Annotated in this window: 18 protein-coding genes; 6 read left to right on the forward strand and 12 right to left on the reverse strand. The window is 73.0% G+C overall.

What is annotated here, in order from left to right; all coding sequences use genetic code 11:
• Positions 1 to 11: 11 nt before the first annotated feature.
• From OG242_RS12390 to rsmI, 3 genes are all read right to left on the reverse strand, one after another.
• Positions 12 to 908, reverse strand: coding sequence for a TatD family hydrolase (locus tag OG242_RS12390; RefSeq protein ID WP_405898212.1), 897 nt, complete (start codon positions 906 to 908; stop codon positions 12 to 14).
• 42 nt (positions 909 to 950) lie between these two features.
• Positions 951 to 1,340, reverse strand: a complete 390-nt coding sequence (locus OG242_RS12395; RefSeq protein WP_405898213.1) for a hypothetical protein — start codon at positions 1,338 to 1,340, stop codon at positions 951 to 953.
• A 160-nt stretch (positions 1,341 to 1,500) separates the two neighbouring features.
• Positions 1,501 to 2,397 (reverse strand): 16S rRNA (cytidine(1402)-2'-O)-methyltransferase, encoded by an 897-nt coding sequence (gene rsmI / locus OG242_RS12400; RefSeq protein ID WP_405898214.1) that lies wholly within the window; start codon positions 2,395 to 2,397, stop codon positions 1,501 to 1,503.
• Between the two features lie 52 nt (positions 2,398 to 2,449).
• On the opposite strand from rsmI, the gene OG242_RS12405 reads away from it, so the two are divergent.
• The 3 genes from OG242_RS12405 to OG242_RS12415 all read left to right on the forward strand — a co-directional run bounded on the left by OG242_RS12405 (position 2,450) and on the right by OG242_RS12415 (position 6,178).
• The gene (locus tag OG242_RS12405; protein ID WP_405898215.1) at positions 2,450 to 4,228 is read left to right on the forward strand and encodes a dolichyl-phosphate-mannose--protein mannosyltransferase; all 1,779 of its coding nucleotides are present in this window, start codon (positions 2,450 to 2,452) and stop codon (positions 4,226 to 4,228) included.
• 145 nt (positions 4,229 to 4,373) lie between these two features.
• A complete protein-coding gene (locus OG242_RS12410; RefSeq protein WP_405898216.1) occupies positions 4,374 to 6,023 on the forward strand; it encodes a penicillin-binding transpeptidase domain-containing protein in 1,650 nt (549 codons plus the stop codon).
• Entirely contained in the window at positions 6,020 to 6,178 is a 159-nt protein-coding gene (locus OG242_RS12415) for a hypothetical protein (RefSeq protein WP_405898217.1), read from the forward strand. The genes OG242_RS12410 and OG242_RS12415 overlap by 4 nt, the downstream gene beginning before the upstream one ends.
• Here OG242_RS12415 and OG242_RS12420 read toward each other — a convergent pair.
• Together OG242_RS12420 and OG242_RS12425 are read right to left on the reverse strand one after the other, a co-directional pair.
• Complete coding sequence (locus tag OG242_RS12420) at positions 6,172 to 6,807, reverse strand: NAD(P)-dependent oxidoreductase (RefSeq protein ID WP_405898218.1); 636 nt, start codon at positions 6,805 to 6,807, stop codon at positions 6,172 to 6,174. The two genes, OG242_RS12415 and OG242_RS12420, sit on opposite strands and share 7 nt — an antisense overlap.
• A complete protein-coding gene (locus OG242_RS12425; RefSeq protein WP_405898219.1) occupies positions 6,804 to 7,733 on the reverse strand; it encodes an EamA family transporter in 930 nt (309 codons plus the stop codon). Before OG242_RS12425 ends, OG242_RS12420 begins: the two co-directional genes overlap by 4 nt.
• A gap of 91 nt (positions 7,734 to 7,824) precedes the next feature.
• On the opposite strand from OG242_RS12425, the gene OG242_RS12430 reads away from it, so the two are divergent.
• From OG242_RS12430 to OG242_RS12440, 3 genes are all read left to right on the forward strand, one after another.
• Positions 7,825 to 8,715: a LysR family transcriptional regulator gene (locus OG242_RS12430; RefSeq protein ID WP_405898220.1), complete on the forward strand. Its 891-nt coding sequence runs from the start codon at positions 7,825 to 7,827 to the stop codon at positions 8,713 to 8,715.
• Between the two features lie 188 nt (positions 8,716 to 8,903).
• Positions 8,904 to 9,968: a DUF1996 domain-containing protein gene (locus OG242_RS12435; protein WP_405901586.1), complete on the forward strand. Its 1,065-nt coding sequence runs from the start codon at positions 8,904 to 8,906 to the stop codon at positions 9,966 to 9,968.
• Between the two features lie 133 nt (positions 9,969 to 10,101).
• Positions 10,102 to 11,859, forward strand: coding sequence for a discoidin domain-containing protein (locus OG242_RS12440; protein WP_405898221.1), 1,758 nt, complete (start codon positions 10,102 to 10,104; stop codon positions 11,857 to 11,859).
• Positions 11,860 to 11,988: 129 nt separating this feature from the next.
• Here OG242_RS12440 and OG242_RS12445 read toward each other — a convergent pair whose 3' ends face one another.
• The 7 genes from OG242_RS12445 to OG242_RS12475 all read right to left on the reverse strand — a co-directional run bounded on the left by OG242_RS12445 (position 11,989) and on the right by OG242_RS12475 (position 19,809).
• Entirely contained in the window at positions 11,989 to 14,520 is a 2,532-nt protein-coding gene (locus tag OG242_RS12445; protein WP_405898222.1) for an FtsX-like permease family protein, read from the reverse strand.
• On the reverse strand, positions 14,517 to 15,362 hold the full coding sequence (locus OG242_RS12450; RefSeq protein WP_405898223.1) for an ABC transporter ATP-binding protein: 846 nt from the start codon (positions 15,360 to 15,362) through the stop codon (positions 14,517 to 14,519). The genes OG242_RS12445 and OG242_RS12450 overlap by 4 nt, the downstream gene beginning before the upstream one ends.
• A gap of 140 nt (positions 15,363 to 15,502) precedes the next feature.
• The gene (locus tag OG242_RS12455) at positions 15,503 to 16,177 is read right to left on the reverse strand and encodes a response regulator (RefSeq protein ID WP_405898224.1); all 675 of its coding nucleotides are present in this window, start codon (positions 16,175 to 16,177) and stop codon (positions 15,503 to 15,505) included.
• Positions 16,174 to 17,412: a sensor histidine kinase gene (locus OG242_RS12460; RefSeq protein ID WP_405898225.1), complete on the reverse strand. Its 1,239-nt coding sequence runs from the start codon at positions 17,410 to 17,412 to the stop codon at positions 16,174 to 16,176. Before OG242_RS12460 ends, OG242_RS12455 begins: the two co-directional genes overlap by 4 nt.
• Before the next feature lie 30 nt (positions 17,413 to 17,442).
• The gene (locus OG242_RS12465) at positions 17,443 to 18,378 is read right to left on the reverse strand and encodes a CU044_5270 family protein (protein WP_405898226.1); all 936 of its coding nucleotides are present in this window, start codon (positions 18,376 to 18,378) and stop codon (positions 17,443 to 17,445) included.
• Positions 18,375 to 18,947, reverse strand: coding sequence for an RNA polymerase sigma factor (locus tag OG242_RS12470; RefSeq protein WP_405898227.1), 573 nt, complete (start codon positions 18,945 to 18,947; stop codon positions 18,375 to 18,377). The genes OG242_RS12465 and OG242_RS12470 overlap by 4 nt, the downstream gene beginning before the upstream one ends.
• 85 nt (positions 18,948 to 19,032) lie before the next feature.
• On the reverse strand, positions 19,033 to 19,809 hold the full coding sequence (locus OG242_RS12475) for an SDR family NAD(P)-dependent oxidoreductase (protein ID WP_405898228.1): 777 nt from the start codon (positions 19,807 to 19,809) through the stop codon (positions 19,033 to 19,035).
• Positions 19,810 to 19,874: the final 65 nt, after the last annotated feature.

A 19,874-nucleotide genomic window follows, 5' to 3' on the forward strand; every position in this document is an offset into this window, starting at 1 on the left:
GGCGCTCCCACTCAGTAGTCGAACGCCCTCGCTGTGTTGTCCGCGATCGCCTCGGCCAGCGTGTCCTCGTCCAGGCCCTTCACCGCCGCCATCGCCCGCAGCGTCACCGGGATCAGGTAGGGGGCATTGGGCCGGCCCCGGTACGGCGCCGGGGTCAGGAACGGGGCGTCCGTCTCGACCAGGACCAGTTCCAGCGGGGCGACCGCCAGCGCGTCGCGCAGGGGCTGGGCGTTCTTGAAGGTCATGTTGCCGGCGAACGACATGAAGTAGCCGGCCTCCGCGCAGAGCCGGGCCATGTCCGCGTCGCCGGAGTAGCAGTGGAAGACGGTCCGTTCGGGCGCCCCCGCGTCCGCGAGGATGCGCAGGACGTCCGCGTGGGCCTCCCGGTCGTGGATGACGAGGGCCTTGCCGTGGCGCTTGGCGATCTCGATGTGGGCCCGGAACGACTCCTCCTGGGCGGCCATGCCCTCGGGGCCCGTACGGAAGTAGTCGAGGCCCGTCTCGCCGACCCCGCGGACGTGCGGCAGCGCGGCCAGCGCGTCGATCTCGGCGAGGGCGTCGTGCAGCGCGGCCGTACCGCCCCCTTCACGGGCCCCCTGCCGCGACCAGCCTCCCCCAGCCCCGGGGGGCTGGGAGGTGCCCCCTTGATCCCCGTGCACGATGCGCGGCGCCTCGTTGGGGTGCAGGGCCACCGCCGCGTGCACGTTGGCGTGTGCGGCGGCGGTCTCCGCGGCCCAGCGGGACCCCTTCACGTCGCAGCCCACCTGGACCACGGTCGTCACGTTCACCGCGGCGGCCCTGGCGAGGCCCTCCTCGACGGTGCCGTCCTGCATGTCCAGGTGGGTGTGCGAATCGGCGACCGGCACCCGGAGGGGTTCCGGCAGGGGCGGGGCTTCGGTGCGGCTCATGGCCACGATCGTACGAGGATCGCGGCGCACCGGCCTACGGGGTCACTTGCGGAAGGGGTGCAGGAGGTCGGACAGGTGCCAGTGGTGGCCTGCGGACGGGGCTGCGGTGGCGGCCACCGGCTCCTCGGCGGGCTCCTCCGGGACGAGCGGCCCGGCCGGGGGCTGGGAACGGTTCTGGTTGTACAGGAACCGCTGGATGTTGGAGACCCGCCCGGCCCGCATGATCCGCACGACGTGCCCGCCGCAGTTGGCGCAGGTGGGGGTGGAGAGGGGTGAGGGCACCCGTTCACCGTCCGCCTTGTAGACCACGTACGCGTGGCCGGACGCGTCGACGTGGTGCTCTATCTCGTAGGCCTGTTCCCACCCGTGTCCGCACCTCATGCAGGCGAAGGCGTATGCCTCGTGCGCGGTGGTTGCTGTGGTGTCGCTCATGCCTGCTCCTCTTGTCCGTCGGACAAGCACTCCGGAGAATGCGCCCTGCCTTCCAGTGGACGCCTTCTCCGGCGGGAGCGCACCGGGCCCTGCCGAGTATTGGAGCGGTTTTGGCCTCGTCGTGGTCAAAAGGGCCGGTACGCGGCTCCCGCTTTGCTCTTCAGGATAGTTCTTTGCCGTCCGCGTGGCCGGTCCGAGCAGCGTTCTTTGCCGCGACGACCGCGTCGAACACCTCGCGTTTGGGCAGGCCGGCCTCGGCGGCGACGGCGGCGATCGCCTCCTTGCGCCTCTCCCCCGCCTCCTCGCGCACCCGCACCCTGCGCACCAGCTCCCCGGCGTCCAGATCCTCCCCGCCCGAGGGCGCGCCCTCGACGACGACGGTGATCTCACCGCGTACCTGCTCGGCGGCCGACCAGGCGGCGAGCTCGCCCAGCGGACCGCGCTTGACCTCCTCGTACGTCTTGGTCAGCTCGCGGCACACGGCGCCCCGCCGCTCCGCGCCGAACACCTCGGCCATCGCGGCGAGGGTGTCGTCGAGGCGGTGCGGGGCCTCGAAGAAGACCATCGTGCGGGGCTCGCGGGCGACCTCGCGGAGCTTGGAGAGGCGTTCGCCGCCCTTGCGCGGCAGGAAGCCCTCGAAGCAGAACCGGTCCACCGGCAGCGCGGACAGGGCCAGCGCGGTGAGCACGGCGGACGGGCCGGGCACGGCGGTGACCTTGATGTCCTGCTCCACGGCGGCGGCGACCAGCCGGTAGCCGGGGTCGGAGACGGACGGCATCCCGGCGTCCGTGACCAGCAGCACCCGGGCCCCGCCGGCCAGCGCCTCGACGAGTTCGGGCGTACGGGCGGACTCGTTGCCCTCGAAGTACGAGACGACGCGTCCCGTGGTGTGGACGCCGAGCCCCTGGGTCAGCCGGCGGAGCCTGCGGGTGTCCTCGGCGGCGATGACGTCGGCCGCCTCCAGTTCGGCGGCGAGGCGGGGCGGGGCGTCCGCCAGGTCGCCGATGGGGGTCCCTGCGAGCACGAGCGTTCCAGTCGTTCCAGTCACAAGCCCCATCCTCCCGCACGGGGAGCACCGCTCCCACAGACGTGTTCCCTACGATGGCGCGGTGACGAGTACTGCGCCCGAAGCACGGCAGGGCCAAGACGCCGGGGAACAGCACGGCCCGGGGCCGACCTCCTGGCAGCAGCGGCTGCGCCGCTTCGGCCATTCCCCGCGCCCCGGAATCGGGCTGCGGGAGCGGCTCATTCCGCCGTACACCCGGCCCGGGAACCAGCTGTGGGCGGTACTCGGCGTGCCGCCGCTGCTCGCGGACCGGCTGGTGCGCTGGTCGGCGTGGGGCGGTCCGCTGCTGGTGGCGGCGGTCGCGGGGGTGCTGCGCTTCTGGAAGCTGGGCAGCCCGCACGCGGTGATATTCGACGAGACGTACTACGCGAAGGACTCCTGGGCGCTGATCAACCAGGGGTACGAGGGCGCGTGGCCCAAGGACGTCGACAAGCTCATCCTGAACGACCCCTCGCAGGTGGCCGTGCCGACCGATCCCGGGTACGTGGTGCACCCGCCGGTCGGCAAGTGGATCATCGGCATCGGTGAGCAGATGTTCGGGTTCACGCCGTTCGGCTGGCGGTTCATGGTCGCCGTGCTCGGCACGCTGTCGGTGCTGATGCTGTGCCGGATCGGCCGCCGGCTGTTCCGCTCGACGTTCCTCGGCTGCCTGGCGGGCGCGCTGCTCGCGGTGGACGGGCTGCACTTCGTGATGAGCCGAACCGCGCTGCTCGACCTGGTGCTGATGTTCTTCGTGCTGGCCGCGTTCGGCTGTCTGCTGATCGACCGCGACTGGGCGAGGCGCCGGCTCGCGGCCGCGCTGCCGGTCGACGAGGACGGTGTGCTGCGCCCGGACGTCCGGGTCGCGGAGACCCTGCGCCTGGGGTGGCGCCCCTGGCGGATCGCCGCCGGTGTCTCGCTGGGCCTGGCCTTCGCCACGAAGTGGAACGGCCTCTACATCATGGTCGCGTTCGGCCTGATGACGGTGTTGTGGGACGCGGGCGCGCGCCGCACCGCGGGGGCCGTGCGCCCGTACACGGCGGTGCTGCGGCGGGACGTGCTCCCGGCGTTCGTCTCGGTGGTGCCGGTCGCGGTCCTCACGTACGTCGCGTCCTGGACGGGCTGGATCGTCCGCGACTCCCCGGGCCATCGCGGCTACAACCGGGACTGGGCGACGACCGCCGGCAAGGGCGGCCACTGGACCTGGCTGCCGGACTGGCTGCGCAGCCTGTGGCACTACGAGAACCAGGTCTACGAGTTCCACGTGAACCTGACGTCCGGGCACACCTACCAGTCCAACCCGTGGAGCTGGATCGTGCTGGGCCGGCCCGTCTCGTACTTCTACGAGGAGCAGAACGGCTGCCCGACGTCGTCGACCGGCAAGTGCGCCCGCGAGGTGCTGGCGATCGGGACACCGCTGCTGTGGTGGGCGGCCTGCTTCGCCCTGGTGTACGTGCTGTGGCGGTGGATCTTCCGCCGCGACTGGCGGGCGGGCGCGATCGCCTGCGGGGTGGCCGCGGGCTGGGTGCCGTGGTTCCTGTACCAGGAGCGCACGATCTTCCTCTTCTACGCGGTCGTGTTCGTGCCGTTCCTGTGCCTCGCGGTGACGATGATGGTCGGTGCGATGCTGGGCCCGGCGGCGGACACCGGACCGCGGTACGAACTCGGCCTGGCGAAGCCCGACCCCTCGGGCGAACGGCGCCGGACGCTGGGGGCGGTGGCGGCCGGTGTGCTGGTGCTGCTGATCATCTGGAATTTCATTTATTTCTGGCCGCTGTACACGGGGACGTCCATTCCGGAGGACTCCTGGCGGGACCGGATGTGGCTGGACACCTGGATCTGACGGGCCGTTCACGCCATTCACGGTCCGGCCGCATCGCATTCCGATAACAACCCGCACTCCCGCCACTACCGTCCCGTATGGTGCGCCGCACAGCCCTCTTGAACATGTTCAAGAGGAAGGGTCCGGGGGATGGGGACAGCAGGGAATGCGTAGTGGAGCGAAGGTAGGCATAGTCGGCGGGGTGTTCGCGCTCGTCCTGGGCGGGGTGGGTTACGGGGCGTACAACGTCCTGGACGGTCTCGGGGACAGCGGCGTCGGCGGCGGTACGAGCACGGCCGCCGACTCCTCCGAGGTCAGGACGGGCCCGGTCACCGAGGAGGAGATCGCCGACACGTCGAAGAAGTTCCTCGCCGCGTGGGCGGAGGGCGACGCGGCGGTCGCGGCGGCGCTCACCAACAACAAGGGCGACGCCGAACCGGCCCTGGCCGGCTACAGCGACACGGCCCACGTCACCAAGGCGGTGATCACGCCCGGCAGGGCGACCGGCTCGACGGTCCCGTACACCGTGAAGGCGACCGTCTCGTACAAGGGCACGTCCAAGCCCTGGTCGTACGCGTCGAAGCTGACCGTGGTCCGCGGACTGACCACCGGGCGCCCGCTCGTCGACTGGGAGCCCGCGGTCATCCACCCGGACCTCGCGAAGGGCGAGTCGCTGGAGACGGGCGAGTCCTCCACCGCGTCGATCGAGGCGGTCGACCGCAACGGCCAGGTGCTCACCAAGGAGAAGTACCCGTCGCTGGGCGGCATCCTGGACGAGCTGCGCAAGAAGTACGGCGAGAAGGCCGGCGGCACCACGGGCGTCGAGACCTGGATCAACAGCGCGAGCGCCGACGGCGCGGACAGGACGCTGCTGACCCTGGTCAAGGGCAAGCCGGGCAAGCTGCAGACGACGCTCGACGCGAAGATCCAGGCGGCGGCCGAGCGGGGCGTGAAGAAGTTCGCGCAGGCGTCGGTCGCGGCCGTGGAGCCGTCCACGGGGGCGATCCGGGCCATCGCGAACAACCGGGACGACGGCTACGACGCGGCGAGGAAGGCCGCGGTCGCGCCCGGCTCCACGATGAAGATCATCACCGCCGCGATGATCATCCAGAACGGTCTGGGCAGCGCGAACTCGCCCGTACAGTGCCCGGCCACCGTGCCCTGGGTGGGGGTCACCTTCCACAACCTGGACGACTTCTCGATGCCGAGCGCCACCCTGAAGACGGCGTTCGCACGGTCCTGCAACACCGCGTTCATCAAGCCGGTACTGCCCCTGGACAAGAAGCGCGACACCGCGCTGGGCACCGAGGCCAAGCAGTACTTCGGGATCGGCCAGGTCTGGCAGACCGGCATCGTCACGGTCGACGGCAGCGTCCCCGAGTCCCAGGACGCCGAGACCGCCGCCTCCTTCATCGGCCAGGGCAAGATCCAGATGAACCCGCTCAACATGGCCTCGGTGACGGCCACCGCCGTCAACGGCCGCTTCCGGCAGCCGTTCATCGTGGCGCAGTCCCTGGACAACCGGACCTTCGCCACCGCGACCCCGCTGCCGCCCGGCGTCTCCTCCCAGCTCAAGGACATGCTCCGCTACACCGCGACCGCCCCCGAGGGCACGGCGACCCAGGCCATGGCGAGCGTGCGCGGCGACAAGGGCGCCAAGACCGGCTCGGCGGAGGTCGACGGCCACGCCACCTCCGACAGCTGGTTCACCGGCTTCAACAACGACCTCGCGGCCGCCGCGCTCGTCCAGTCCGGCGGCCACGGCGGCGACGCGGCGGGCCCGGTCGTCGCGGAGGTCCTGCGGGCGGGGCCGTGACGGGACCGGCGGACCAGGAGCGCGGGGCGGCGGCAGATCCGCCCGTGCTGGTCGGCCCCGGGGACCTGGACCGGCTCAAAAAGAACCGCGAGCCCGCCGACTTCCTGATCCACGACAGGATCGCCGCCGCCCTGCGAGCCGCCGGGCCTCAGTAGCCCACCGTGAAGTGCCGTCCCCCGCGCGGTACTTCCAGCTCGTCCAGCACCGCCGCCGCCAGGTCCTCCGCCGAGATGCGCGAGGCGCCGTCCTCCGTGGTGAGCAGGGTGGTCGTGCCCCGGCGGTACGCACCCGTGCGGTCCCCCGGTTCGAGGACGGCGGGCGGGCTCAGGTAGGTCCAGTCGGCCGACGGGTGCGCCCGGCAGGCGGCGAGCTGGGCCGAGCTGGCTGCGGCCACCGTGCGCCACTGCGGCGGTACGTACGCGGGGTCGTCCACCACCCGTCGGCCCGGGTGTCCGGGGACCTCCAGCGGGCCCGCGCCGCCGATCACCAGGACGCGCGTCCCGGTCTTCGCCGCCGCGTCGAGCAGGGCTGTCGTCGTCGCGGCGATCGTGTGCTCGCGCCCCACGGCCGGCCGGGTCGCGGCCACCACCGCGTCGACGCCGTCGAACAGCGCGCTCATGGCGTCGGTGTCGTCCGCGTCACCGCCGGTCGCGGTGACGCCGGGCGGCAGGGCGTCGGGGCGGCTGCTGCGGTACACCGCGAGGACCGCATGGCCCCGGTTCGCGGCTTCGGTGACGACGCGGGAGCCGGCCATGCCTGCGGCTCCGATGACGGAGATCCTCATCGAGGAGTCCTTTCCGGTACGGGGGTTGAGGGAACGAGAGGGGTACGGGCGCGCCCGGGGAGCTGGCCCCCGACGATCGACGCGAGGGCGAGCGCGAAGCCCACGAGCTGGACCGGGCCGAGCGTCTGGCCGAGCACCAGCGCGCCCAGGCCGGCCGCGACGAGCGGCGACAGCAGCCCGAGGACCGCGACCGAGGTCACCCGCAGCGCGGCGATGCCCTGGAACCACAGCGCGTACGTGAGCAGCCCGCCGATCAGGCCCAGCCAGAGGTAGCCGAGCGCGGCCCGCCCGTCGATCGCGGGCGGCGCGCCCTCCGCGAGGAAGGTCACCGGCGCCAGGAAGAGGCCCCCGGCGGTGAGCTGCCAGCCGGTGAAGGCGAGCGGGCCGACGCCCTCGGGCCGCCCCCACCGCTTGGTGAGCGTCACGCCGAGCCCCATGGTCGCGGCCCCGGCGAGCCCCGCCGCCACCCCGGCCGCGTCCAGCTGCGCCCCGGGCCCGATCACCACCAGGCCGACGCCGAGGAGCCCCGTAGCGCCCCACAACAGGGGGCGGGCCGCGAGGGGTTGGCGTAGTACGGCCACCGCGAGGACGGCGACGACGAGCGGCTGCGCGGCGCCCAGCGTGGCGGCGACACCGCCCGGCAGCCGCTCCGCCGCGATGAACAGCAGCGGCAGGAAGAGCCCGATGTTCAGCACGCCGAGCACCGCCGCCTTCCCCCACCAGGCCCCGCGCGGCAGCGTGCGGGTGACGGCGAGGGCGATCAGCCCGGCGGGCAGGGCGCGCAGGAGGCCGGCGAACAGCGGGTGCCCGGCCGGCAGGAACTCCGTCGTGACGATGTAGGTCGTGCCCCACACCGCCGGGGCGAGCGCGGTCAGGGCGGTACGGGGCAGCGCCCCGGCAGCCCCCCGCGTGGGTCGGCTTGTCATGGATCGAAGTCTTGTGCCGGACCCATTGATGAGTCCAACACATGTCTGTCACGTCATTGATCTCGGTCCACGATGGATGAACGATGCACCCATGGAGCTCCAGCAGATGCGTTACGTGATCGCCGTGGCCGAAACCAGCAGCTTCACGAGGGCCGCCGAGCGGTGCCTGGTCGTGCAGTCGGCCCTGAGCCACCAGGTCGCCCGCCTGGAACGGGAGTTGGGCGCGCGCCTCTTCGAGCGCACCACCCGCCGGGTGCGGCTCACCCCGGCCGGCGAGGCGTTCCTGCCGGCCGCCCGCCAGTGCCTGGAGGCCGCCGAACGCGCCGCCGCCGAGGTCGCCGCGGCCGTCGGCGAGGTACGCGGCCGGCTCGCGGTCGGCCTGATCCCGACGGTCACCGCCGTCGACATCCCGGCCGCCCTGCGCGACTTCCGCCTCCGCCACCCCCACGTGCGCGTCGGCCTCCGGGTGGGCGCCAGCGACGAACTGGCCGAGCAGGTCCGCGAGGGCGCGCTCGACGTGGCGTTCCTGGGGCTGCCCGCGACCGCAACGCCCCGGGGCGTCGGCCGCCACGAACTGGCCCGCGACCGGCTCGTCGCCGTGGTCGCCCCGGACCATCCGCTGGCCGGGGCGGCCCCCGTGGGCCTGCGCCGCCTCGCCTCCGAGGTGTTCGTGGACTTCCCGGCGGGCACGGCCGGCCGCGCCCAGACCGACCAGGCGTTCACGGCCGCCGGCCTCGTCCGGGACGTCGCCTTCGAGGTCAGCACCGCCGACTACATCGCCGGCCTCGTCGGGCCCGGCCTCGCGGTGGCGATGCTGCCGCCCGCGTACGCCGCGCAGCTGGCCGGCGTCGTCGCGATCGAGGTCGCCGACGCGCCGGTCCGCGTCCAGCACGTCGTCTGGAGCCGGTCCGGCCGCACGCCCGCCGCGACGGCGTTCCTGGAGGCGCTCGGCATCCCCGTAACGGACGGGGACGACTCGTGAAGTGATGACACGAAGTATTGACACGCTCTTGTCAGGGACGGAACACTCCAATGGGAGAGCGCTCTCCAAGAATGCCCGCACCGCTTCCGTCCTCCCCGGCCGAGCGCGCTCCCGCCACCCCACGCTCCCCCACGACGCAACAGGAGGTCTCCATGCCACGGAGGTCCAGAACCCTCACCGGACTGCTCTTGTTCACCTCGCTCGGACTGACCACGGCGGGGATCGCCGGGATCACGGCGACGGCGAACGCGGCCCCCGGGACGACCGCCACCACGCACGCGGAACACGCGGCGTACTCGATGCCGGGCATGCCCGGCATGCCCGCGTCCACCCAGGCGTCCGGCGACGACCCGGACGGGGACGGCTACATCATGGCCGACCCGCCCGTCACCGGGGTCACCCCGTCGACGGAGGCCCCGCCACAGGCCTACTTCCACGAGTTCCAGGCCAAGTGCGCCCCCACGCACACCGCGCCGGACGACCCGATCGTCTACCCGGGCCAGCCCGGCAAGTCCCACGACCACACGTTCATGGGCAACACCACGACCAACGCCAACACCACGGCCGCCTCGCTGGAGTCCGGCGACACCACGTGTCTGGCGCCCGGTGACAAGTCGGCGTACTGGATGCCGAGCCTGTTCAAGGGAGACCAGAAGATCCTCCCGGACGGCGTCCAGACCATCTACTACAAGTCCGGCGTCACCGACTACCGGAGCGTCCGCCCGTTCCCCAAGGGCCTGCGGTACGTGGTCGGCAGCCCGATGCAGAGCCAGGAGGAGTTCAAGAACCTGAAGGGCACCGTCGAGGGCTGGGAGTGCGGTGACTCCTTCAAGAACTACAACTTCCCGCCCAGCTGCCCCGACCGCCGGGACGTGCAGCTCAACCTCCGCCTCCAGTCGCCGAGTTGCTGGGACGGCATCCACCTGGACACGCCGGACCACAAGAGCCACATGGCGTACCCGGTCGCCGGAGGGGCCAACTTCAACTCCTGCCCGGCCGATCACCCGGTCGCGCTGCCGATGATCGAGTTCAAGATGGCCTGGCCGGTCAACGGTGACATGTCGCAGGTGAGGCTGGCGAGCGGGGCGGGCTACACGTTCCACTACGACTTCATGAACGGCTGGGACACCGCCACCCTCGACGCGATGGTCACCCACTGCATCAAGGGCGGCCTCCAGTGCGACCCGCACGGCTACGACGAGAACCACCCCGACAGGGGCGCGGTGCTCGACGGGAATTACGAACTGCCGTAGCCGCGCACACCCCCACAGGTCCGGGGCCTTTTTTCGGCCCACACCGGAGAGCGCTCTCCAAGATCGCGGGGCCCCGGACCACGCGCGCAGAACACTTCCCCCCAACTCCCCCCACACGCAAGGAGATACACGCATGCACCATCCCCCCACCCGTACGACCCGCCGTCTGATCGCGCCCGTCGCCGCGGCAGCGCTGCTCGGCGGCGGTCTGCTCGCCCTCCAGGCGCCCGCCGCGCAGGCGGCCGGCAACGTCGTGAAGGTCACCGGTTCGCAGGGCGACTGGCAGCTGACGGTGGACGGTTCGCCGTATACGGTCAAGGGCCTCACCTGGGGCCCCTCGGTCGCGGACGCCGGGAAGTACCTGCCCGACCTGGCGTCGATGGGCGTCAACACGATCCGCACCTGGGGCACGGACGCCACGAGCAAGCCGCTGTTCGACACGGCGGTGGCCAACGGCGTCAAGGTGATCGCCGGCTTCTGGCTCCAGCCGGGCGGCGGCCCCGGCGCCGGCGGCTGCGTCAACTACCTCACGGACACCCAGTACAAGAACGACATGCTCGCCGAGTTCCCGAAGTGGGTCGACACCTACAAGGACAACCCCGGCGTGCTGATGTGGAACGTCGGCAACGAGTCCACTCTCGGCCTGCAGAACTGCTACGGCGGCGACGAGCTGGAGGCCCAGCGCAACGCGTACACCTCCTTCGTCAACGACATCGCGAAGAAGATCCACGAGGTCGACCCCAACCACCCGGTCACCTCCACGGACGCCTGGACCGGCGCCTGGCCGTACTACAAGAGGAACGCCCCGGACCTGGACCTCTACGCGGTCAACGCCTACGACGCCGTCTGCAACATCAAGTCCGACTGGGAGCAGGGCGGTTACGACAAGCCGTACATCGTCACCGAGACCGGACCGGCCGGCGAGTGGGAGGTGGACGACGACGCCAACGGCGTACCGGAGGAGCCCACCGACGCGGCGAAGGCCGAGGGCTACACCAAGGCGTGGGGCTGCGTCACCGGGCACACCGGCGTCGCCCTGGGCGCCACGATGTTCCACTACGGCACCGAGGACGACTTCGGCGGCGTCTGGTTCAACCTGACGCCGGGCGGCGAGAAGCGGCTCTCGTACTACGCGGTGAAGAAGGCGTACGGCGCCGACACCTCCGGTGACAACACCCCGCCGGTGATCTCGGACATGACCGTCGACCACGCCACCGAGGGCGTCCCCACCGGCTCCGACGTGCGCGTCAGCACGCACACCACGGACCCGGACGGCGACGCGATCACCTACCAGGTCCTGTTCAGCAGCAACTACATCGACCAGAACAAGGCGCTCGTCCCCGCCGAGACCAAGGACGACGGCGACGGCACGCTGACGGCGAAGGCGCCGAGCAAGACGGGCGTCTACAAGGTGTACGTGAAGGCCAGGGACGGCCACGGCAACGTGGGCATCGAGACCAAGTCCCTCAAGGTGATCCCGCCGAAGGTGGACGGCACCAACGTCTCCCAGGGCAAGCCCGCCACCGCCTCCTCCTTCCAGACGGACCCGACGGGCGGCTGCCCGTGCGGCGCGGACAACGCGGTGGACGGCAGGTCCGACACCCGCTGGGCCAGTGACTGGAGCGACCCGCAGTGGCTCCAGGTCGACCTGGGTGCCTCCACGGCCATCAAGCACGTGCAGCTGGCGTGGGACCCGGCGTACGCGAAGGGCTACGAGATCCAGACGTCCGAGGACGGCCGGAACTGGACCACGGTGAAGTCCGTGACCGACGGCAACGGCGACATCGACGACCTCGACGTCACCGGCACTGGCCGCTACGTCCGCGTCAACGGCACGGAGCGCGGCTCGGGCTACGGCTACTCGCTGTACGAGTTCGGCGTATACAGCTGACCGGGCACCCCGCCGGAACGGCAGTGGCACCAGTACCTCGGCGTTCCGTTTGAGGGAACGGCAACGCCGACCGGCCTCCCGGGACTGCCCCCGGGAGGCCGGTCGGCGTTGCCGCCTCGTACGGCTCCGCTACGCCCAGCGGCGCAGCGCCCCTCTGGCCGGCAGCGCGACCGCGAGCAGGGCCAGGCCGCCGACCGACCCCGCGAGGGCCCCGTACATCAGCGGGGGCACGTACGGCGCGTCTCCGGTCACCCCGTTCATCATCGGGATCAGCGTGGCCGCGGCGATCGCGGAGCCGAGGACCAGGCCCACCACCGAGACCAGCAGGGCCTCCCAGCGGAGCATCGCCATCACCTGCCGCCGGGTGGCGCCGACGAGGCGCAGCGCGCCCAGTTCGGGGCGGCGGTCCAGGACCGTCATCACCAGGGTGTTGACCGCGGCGACGGCCGCGAACCCGCCGAGGACCGCGGCCATGGTGTTGTTCATCCAGGCGCCCAGCTCCGCGTCGAGGTTCTGCTCGGTGGCGTAGCCGGAGGCGTCGGTGACCTTGCCCAGGGCGGTGAGCGACTCCGCCGAGCCGCCCCGTACCAGCAGCGTGCTGTCGAAGCCCGAGGTGAGGTGCCCGGCCAGGGACGCGCGGTCCATCGTCACGGTGGCCAGGCCGAGGCCGCGGCCGTAGACCGCGACGATCTCGGGTGCGGCCTCGGTCCCGTCGGGGAGGTACAGCGGGAGCCGGTCGCCGACGCCGGCGTCCGCCGACGCCGCCAGGGTGCGGTCGATGGCGATACGGCCCGTGCCGAGCCGGTCGAGGCTGCCCTCGCGTACGTCCAGGTCCTGCACCTTCGCCAGTTCGGCACCGGAACCGGTGACGCCCTGGGTGGCCGCACCCTGCAACGACTTGAACTCGCCGGAGCCGGTCGGCACCAGCACCTGCGTGTTCAGCAGCCCGACGGCCGCCTCCACACCCGGCGCCCGGGCGGCGCGGGCCGCCGCGTCCACCGGGAGCCCGGCCGGGTCCGTCACCACGTGGTCCGCGGTGATGCCCGCGCGCAACTGCTTGTCGGCGGCGTGGTTCTCGCTCGTGTGCATGAACACGAGGGTCGAGGAGAAGGCGACGGCGAGGACGATCGGGGTGATCGCCGAGGCGAGGCGGCGGGCGTTGGCGCGGGAGTTGGCGGCCGCGAGCCCGGCCGCCGGCCCCGCGCCGCGCAGCGGCAGCCCGAACAGGCCCGCGCACAGCCGGGCCACCAGCGGGCCGAGCAGCCCGACGGCGAGCATGAAGAGCATGACGACGCCGAGGGCGGCGCCGGCCGCGTCGTCTCCGGCGGAGCGGGCGGACACGCCGGTGAGGATCGCGCCTCCGACGAGGGCGCCGACGCCGAGAAGGGTGCGGACCGGGCCGGGTCGCAGCCGCTCGACCGACGCCTCGGACAGCGCCTGCCCCGGCTTGATCCTCGCGGGCCGGCGCCCGGCCGTCCAGCCCGCGCCGAGCGCGGTGAGCAGCCCCATGACGACGGCGGCGAGCAGCGGGAGCCCGGAGACGTGCAGGTCCACGGCGTGCGGGACGGCGCCACGGTCCTGGAGCTGCCCGAACCACCAGTGCGCGAGCCCGATGCCGGGCAGGCAGCCGACGATCCCGGCGAACGGCGCGACGAGCAGCGCTTCGGAGGCGACCGCGCGGCGGACCTGCCGCGGGGTGGCGCCGATGGCGCGCAGCAGGGCGAAGGAGCGGGCCCGCTGGCCGACCGAGAGCGCCACGGTTCCGGCGGCGGTGAAGACGGCGACGATGGCGGCGATGCCACCGAAGGAGCCGCCGATGCCGAAGAGCGTCACCTTGGCGTACCCGAGGCCCGGGTCCTCGACGGCGCCGCGGTCGTCGCCGGTGTGGACCTGGACACCGGAGCCGGCCAGGGCCTGCTTCACGGCGTCGGCGAGGGCGTCGGTGCCGGTGCCCTTCTCCGCCAGGACGACGACGGCGTCGGCCTTGCCGGGGTGCCCGGCGAGGGCGGGGGCCTGGGCGTCGGCGAACCAGGCCGTGGCGCCCGCTTCGCCGGAGTCCCGGGCGGTCTCCCGGGGACCGGCCTCGGCGACGCCGGCGACGCGGAAGTCCTGCCGCCCGGCGGCGGTCTCCAGTGCGACGGTGTCGCCTACGGAGGTGTGTCCGGCACGGGCCGTGCCCGCGTCGAGGACGACCTCGCCCTCGCGGGGCGCGGAGCCGGCGGTCAGCGAGGTGCCGGTGAAGGTGTGCGCGCCCCATCCGTGCGCGGTGAGCACACCGCCCGGGACGTGCGGTGTGCGGGCGCCGGAGCCCGGCGCGTGCACCGGGAAGGTGAAGTCCGCGACGGCTGCGGCCGCGCCCGGCGCCTCGGCGGCCTTCGCCGCCAGCCCGGCGTCCATCCGTGCGGTGTCCGGCAGCGGCGTCGCCTCCTTCTCCAGGTCCTCGCCGCTGCCGGTGACGACGTACTCGTTCTGGTCCGCCGCCGCGACGACCGGCGCCGCGGCGTACCGCTCGGGCGGCACGGAGGCGCGCAGGCCGGTTTCCAGCAGGATTCCGCAGGCCGAGACGATCAGTGCGGACATGAGCAGCGCGAGGAAGGTCCCCGCGAAGGACGCGGGCTTGAAGCGGATGGCCTCGCGGGCGAGTCCGTTGGGGCGCCTCATGCCGCCGCCCCCGCCATCGCCCCGTCGCGGGCGGTACGTGAGGTGAGCGCGGCCATCCGGGCCGCGATCCGCTCCGCCGAGCCGCGCTCGACGTGGCCGGCGAAGGCGCCGTCGGCGAGGAACAGCACCCGGTCGGCCCAGGCGGCAGCGGCCGGGTCGTGGGTGACCATGACGACGGTGGCGCCGAGGGCGTCCACCGCGTTGCGCAGCAGGCCGAGGACCTCGGCGGCGGTGCCGGTGTCGAGGGCGCCGGTGGGCTCGTCCGCGAAGATCACGTCGGGTTCGGTGACCAGGGCGCGGGCGACGGCCACGCGCTGCTGCTGACCGCCGGAGAGCTCCGCCGGCCGGCGCCGCGCCTTGTCCGCGAGCCCGACCCGGGCGAGCACCGCCTGCGCCCGGTGCCGGTCCTGGCGCTGCCCGGCCAGGCGCATCGGCAGCAGTACGTTCTGCTCCACGGTCAGCGACGGCAGCAGGTTGAACGCCTGGAAGACGAAGCCGAGGCGGCTGCGGCGCAGCTCGGTGAGCTCGTTCTCGCTCATGCCGGTGATCTCCGTACCGCCGAGACGCACCGATCCCGCCGACGGCCGGTCGAGCCCGGCGGCGCACTGGAGGAAGGTGGATTTGCCGGACCCGGACGGGCCCATGACCGCGGTGAACGTGGAGCGCGGCAGGGCCAGGTCGATGCCCGCGAGGGCGTGCACCGTGCCCGCCCCGCGTCCGTAGTGCCGCCGGACGTCGCGCAGTTCGACGGCGAGGCCGGGCGTGGCGGCCGGGGCCCCGGGCCGGTTGTCCGCCTCCGGCCGGTCGCCCGCCTTCTGCCGCTTGCCACTGCGTAGCCTCATTCTCCGGTCTCCTTCACACGTGCGTTTCTCCGACGGGTGAAGAGTGCGGGGAAGGCTGTGCGCCGGGCGTCATACCCGGGAGCCAAGATGGCAGTGCTACGGCCGTAGGGGGTGGAGGAGAGCGGGCGTGCGTGGACCGCCTACTCGCCCGGGGCCACCAGCCCCGACTCGTAGGCGAAGACGACCGCCTGGGCGCGGTCGCGCAGGCCGAGCTTGGTGAGGACGCGGCTGACGTGGGTCTTCACCGTCTGCTCGGCCAGCACCAGTGTCTGCGCGATCTCCCCGTTCGACAGGCCGCGGGCCACCAGTGCGAGGACCTCGGTCTCGCGCTCGGTGAGGCCCTTGAGCCGCTGGGCGGGCTTGCCCCGGGCGGCGGGGCGCTGCTTGACGAAGTCCGCGATGAGGCGGCGCGTCACGGAGGGGGCGAGAAGTGCGTCGCCCGAGGCCACGACGCGGACCGCCGCGATCAGGTCGGCCGGGGGCGCGTCCTTGAGGAGGAAGCCGCTCGCACCGGCCCGGAGCGCCTCGTAGACGTAGTCGTCGACGTCGAAGGTGGTGAGCATCAGGACGCGGGGCCGGTGGGTGACGCCCGACGGCGGGTGCAGGAGGTCGCGTGCGGCCTCCAGGCCGTTCATCCCGGGCATCCGGACGTCCATCAGCACGACGTCGGGGTGGGTGTGCCGGCTCAGCTCGACGCCCTGCGCGCCGTCGGGGGCCTCGCCCACCACGTCGATGTCGCTCTGGGCGGCCAGCAGCGCGGCGAAGCCCGCCCGCACCATGGCCTGGTCGTCGACGATGATGACGCGTGTCGTCACGTGAGGTCCGTTCCGGTCAGAGGGAGCAGGGCGGCGACGCGGAAGCCGCCGTCGGGGAGCGGCCCCGCGTCGAGGGTGCCGCCGATGATCCGTACCCGCTCGCGCATGCCGACGAGACCGTGCCCGGTACCACTGGCTTCGAGCGGCCCTCCGGAGGCATCCGGCGGCGGGCCGTTGACGACGAGGACGGTGAGCCGCGGGCCGGCCGGCGGCTCGGGTTCCGACACGGACAGCGAGACCCGCGTGTGTGCTCCCGGCGCGTGCCGCACGACGTTCGCGAGCGCCTCCTGGACGATCCGGTAGGCGGACAGGCCCACCGCTTCGGGCACGTCGGCGTCGCAGGGGGTGAACTCCACCGGCCCGCTCGCCCTCGCCGTCGCCTCCGCCAGGGCCCCGATCTGCGCCAGGCCCGGCTGGGGCACGAGTTCGCCCTGCGCCTCCTCGTTGCGCAGCACGCCGAGGAGCCTGCGCATCTCGCCGAGCGACTGGCGCGCGGTGGCCGCGATGGTGGTGAACTCCTCCCGCATCTCCGGGGGCAGCCCGTCGTGGCGGTACTCCGCGGTGTCCGCCTGCACCGTGATGACGGACATGTGGTGGGCCACCACGTCGTGCAGTTCGCGGGCGATCCGGGCGCGCTCCTCCAGCAGGGTGCGCCGGCCGCGCTCGGCCTCGCTGATGGTCTCCTGCTCGGCCAGCCTGCGCTGCGCGTCGGACCGCTCACGGAACGCACCGCCCAGCAGGAGCGCGACGCCCCCGAGGATGGTGAACAGCAGGTCCCCGGCGCCGAAGCCGTGGCGTGCGGCGAACCCCAGGGCCACGTTCGCCACCGCCGTGACCAGCCATACCCGGATCAGCGTCCGGCGCCGCTCGCGCAGGCCCAGGGCGAGGCAGAGCCCGACGTACCCGACGATCTGCATGGGCGGGAACGGCCACAGCAGACGGTCCTCGAAGTCGACGGTGAGCAGGACGAGCGCCCCCGCCACCTCGGCGGCGAAGATCACGTACCAGGCCCGCAACGGCTGTACGACGGCGAGCAGCAGCGGCGCTGCCTGGGCGACGGCGAGCGCGGCGGCGACGCCCCCGTTCAGGCCGTAGTCGGCGGTGAGTACCTGGATGGTGGTGGGCAGCAGGGCGACGCACAGCACGAACGCCAGGGCCCACGGGAGCGCCCGCACCCACCGCCGCGAAGCGCCCGCGAGCAGCGCGCGCGGGCGCCGCTCCTCCACTGAGGTCATGGGCACCAGCGTAGGCGCACCGCCGCGAGGTCAGCCCGTGGTCTTCGCCGGGCCCGCGTACAGGTACGTGTCGCGGTCGGTGATGTGGCCGCCCTTGCCGAGGGGGGTGTAGTCGCGTTCCAGAAGGCGGCCGGTAGACGGTTGCACGATCCAGCTCGGGTTGTAGATCTTGTAGCCCGGCCGCTTCTCCTTCCACTTCCAGGAGATACGGGTGCCCGTGCGGCCCGTCGCGTCCTTGACGCCCTCCGTCACCACCGCGCCCGGCGTGTCCGCGAGGACGCGGTAGAGCGCCGCCCTCAGCTTCGGCGAAATGGGGGCGTCGGTCAGCAGGTCGCCGGCCTGGACGATGGTCTGTTCGGCGGCGGAGCCCTTCGCGCCGGCCGAGAGGGCACTGCGGAGGGCGTCGGGGCGGGTGGGGAGGGTGTCCAGGTCGTCCCAGCCGATCCGCCTCGCGCCTACCTGCCACGTGGCCAGGTTCAAGCTCTTCTTGGTGATCGTGCGGCCGTCCTCCGTCTTGACGACGACCCTGTCGCGGGCCAGGTAGATGTCGTCGGTGTGGGCCCGGCGCCCCTCGGCCCACGTCCGGATGGTCGTCTTCCAGTACGCGTCGGTGATCGTCTGCGCGTTGTACTTGTCGGAGATGGTGATGTGGCTCGCCATGCTCGTGAACACCTCCGACGCCGACGCGCTGGCCGCCGGGCCGTCGCCGCCGACGTCGGTGACCGGGAGGACCGCCGCGCCCACCGCGACGGCCGCGACCGCCGCCGCGAGGGCGAACACCCGGCGGCGTCCGAAGCGCGGAACGGCAACGGGACCAGGTGCGGCGTCCGCCGCGATCGCGTCCAGGACCAGCGCGTGCGCGCGGGCCTGCACCGCCGGGTCGAGGGGTTCGGTGCGGCCGGCGCGCTCCAGGGCGGCGGCGCCGGGGAAGTCGAGCAGGTCCGTGGGTCGGTTCTCGTGCGTCATGCGAAGTCTCCCGTCAGGGTGGTACGGGCGGGGCCGGTCAGTCCGTCGCGCAGCCGGGCGCGGGCCCGGTGCAGGCGGGAGCGGGCGGTTCCGGCGGGTATGCCGACGGCGGCGGCCGCCTCGGCGGGGGTCAGCTGCTCCCAGGCCACGAGCAGCAGCAACTCGCGCTCCGCGGAAGGGAGTTCGGATAGTCTGCGGCGCAGCTCCGGGGCGGCCGAGGCCGCGTCCAGGCGCTGGTCGACGGCCTGCCAGGGGTCGGCCGTCGTGGCGTCGGCGTCGGGCCCCGGCTCCGTGCGGGCAGCCGCGCGCGCCGCGGACTGCCGGTGGCGGGACAGCACGTTGCGGGCGACGCCGAAGAGCCAGCCCCGGGCTGAGCCGCGCGCGGCGTCGAACGTCGCGCGGTGGGCGTACGCCTGGAGCCACACCTCGGAGAGCAGGTCGTCGGCGGCGGCGGCCGGGGCGCGGCGTACGAGGTAGCCGTGCAGGGCCTGGGAGTGCCGGGCGACCAGCGGTTCGAAGGCCGTGGGCTCACGTGCGGAACGGGCGAGCAGGTCCTCGTCCGGGTCCATGGAGTCTCCTGTCCGGGACCGCCGGGGCGGCGGTCTCACCCCGTACTTGCACAGGAGAGCCTCAAGCGTTCGCGGGCGGCCCCGGCTACTCCGAAACCGCCGCCCGGAACCCCGTGTTCACCGCCGTCAGCCCCCCGTCCACGCACAGCGACGTGCCCGTGATCCACTCCGCGTCCGACGACGCGAGGAACGCGACGGCCTTCGCGATGTCCTCGGGTTCGCCGACCCGGCCGAGCGGGTACAGCGCGGTGACCCGGTCCAGCTCCGCCTCGCGCCCCGCCCAGGCGTCGGTGCGGATCGTGCCGGGGACGACGAGGTTGGCCCGGACGCCGCGCGGCCCCGCGTGCCCGGCAAGCGTGCGGGTGAGGCTCGCCAGGCCCGCCTTCGCGGCGCTGTAGGCGTGGTTGCCGAAGTCCTGCATGCCGTTGACGGAGCCGATGGAGACGATCGCGCCCCGCCCGGACGCGGCGAGGTGCGGCATCGCGGCGCGCGAGCAGCGGTAGGCGCCGCCCAGCGAGACGTCCAGGTCGCGGTGCCAGGTCTCGTCCGGCTCGTCCTCGAAGAGCGTGCTGTCGAGGCTGCACGAGTACGCGTTGTTGACGAGCACGTCGAGCCCGCCGAACGTCTCGACGGCGTACGCGACCGCCGCGTCGACCGCCGCCCGGTCCGCCACGTCGCAGACCAGTGCCTCGGCCACGAAGCCGGCCGCCCGGATCTCCGCCGCCACGGTCTCCGCCCTCTCGCCGTCCAGGTCGGTGACGAGGACGCGGGCGCCCTCGGCGGCCATCAGGCGGGCGGTGGCGGCGCCGATGCCCCGGCCCGCACCGGTGATGAGGACGCCGTATCCATCGAAGCGAGTCATAGCGCCGACCGTACCGCGCGGATCAGGACCTGGACCCGGGGCAGCCGGCAGCAACTCCTCGGAAG

The organism is Streptomyces sp. NBC_00727, from assembly GCF_045161745.1.
Lineage (GTDB): Bacteria > Actinomycetota > Actinomycetes > Streptomycetales > Streptomycetaceae > Streptomyces.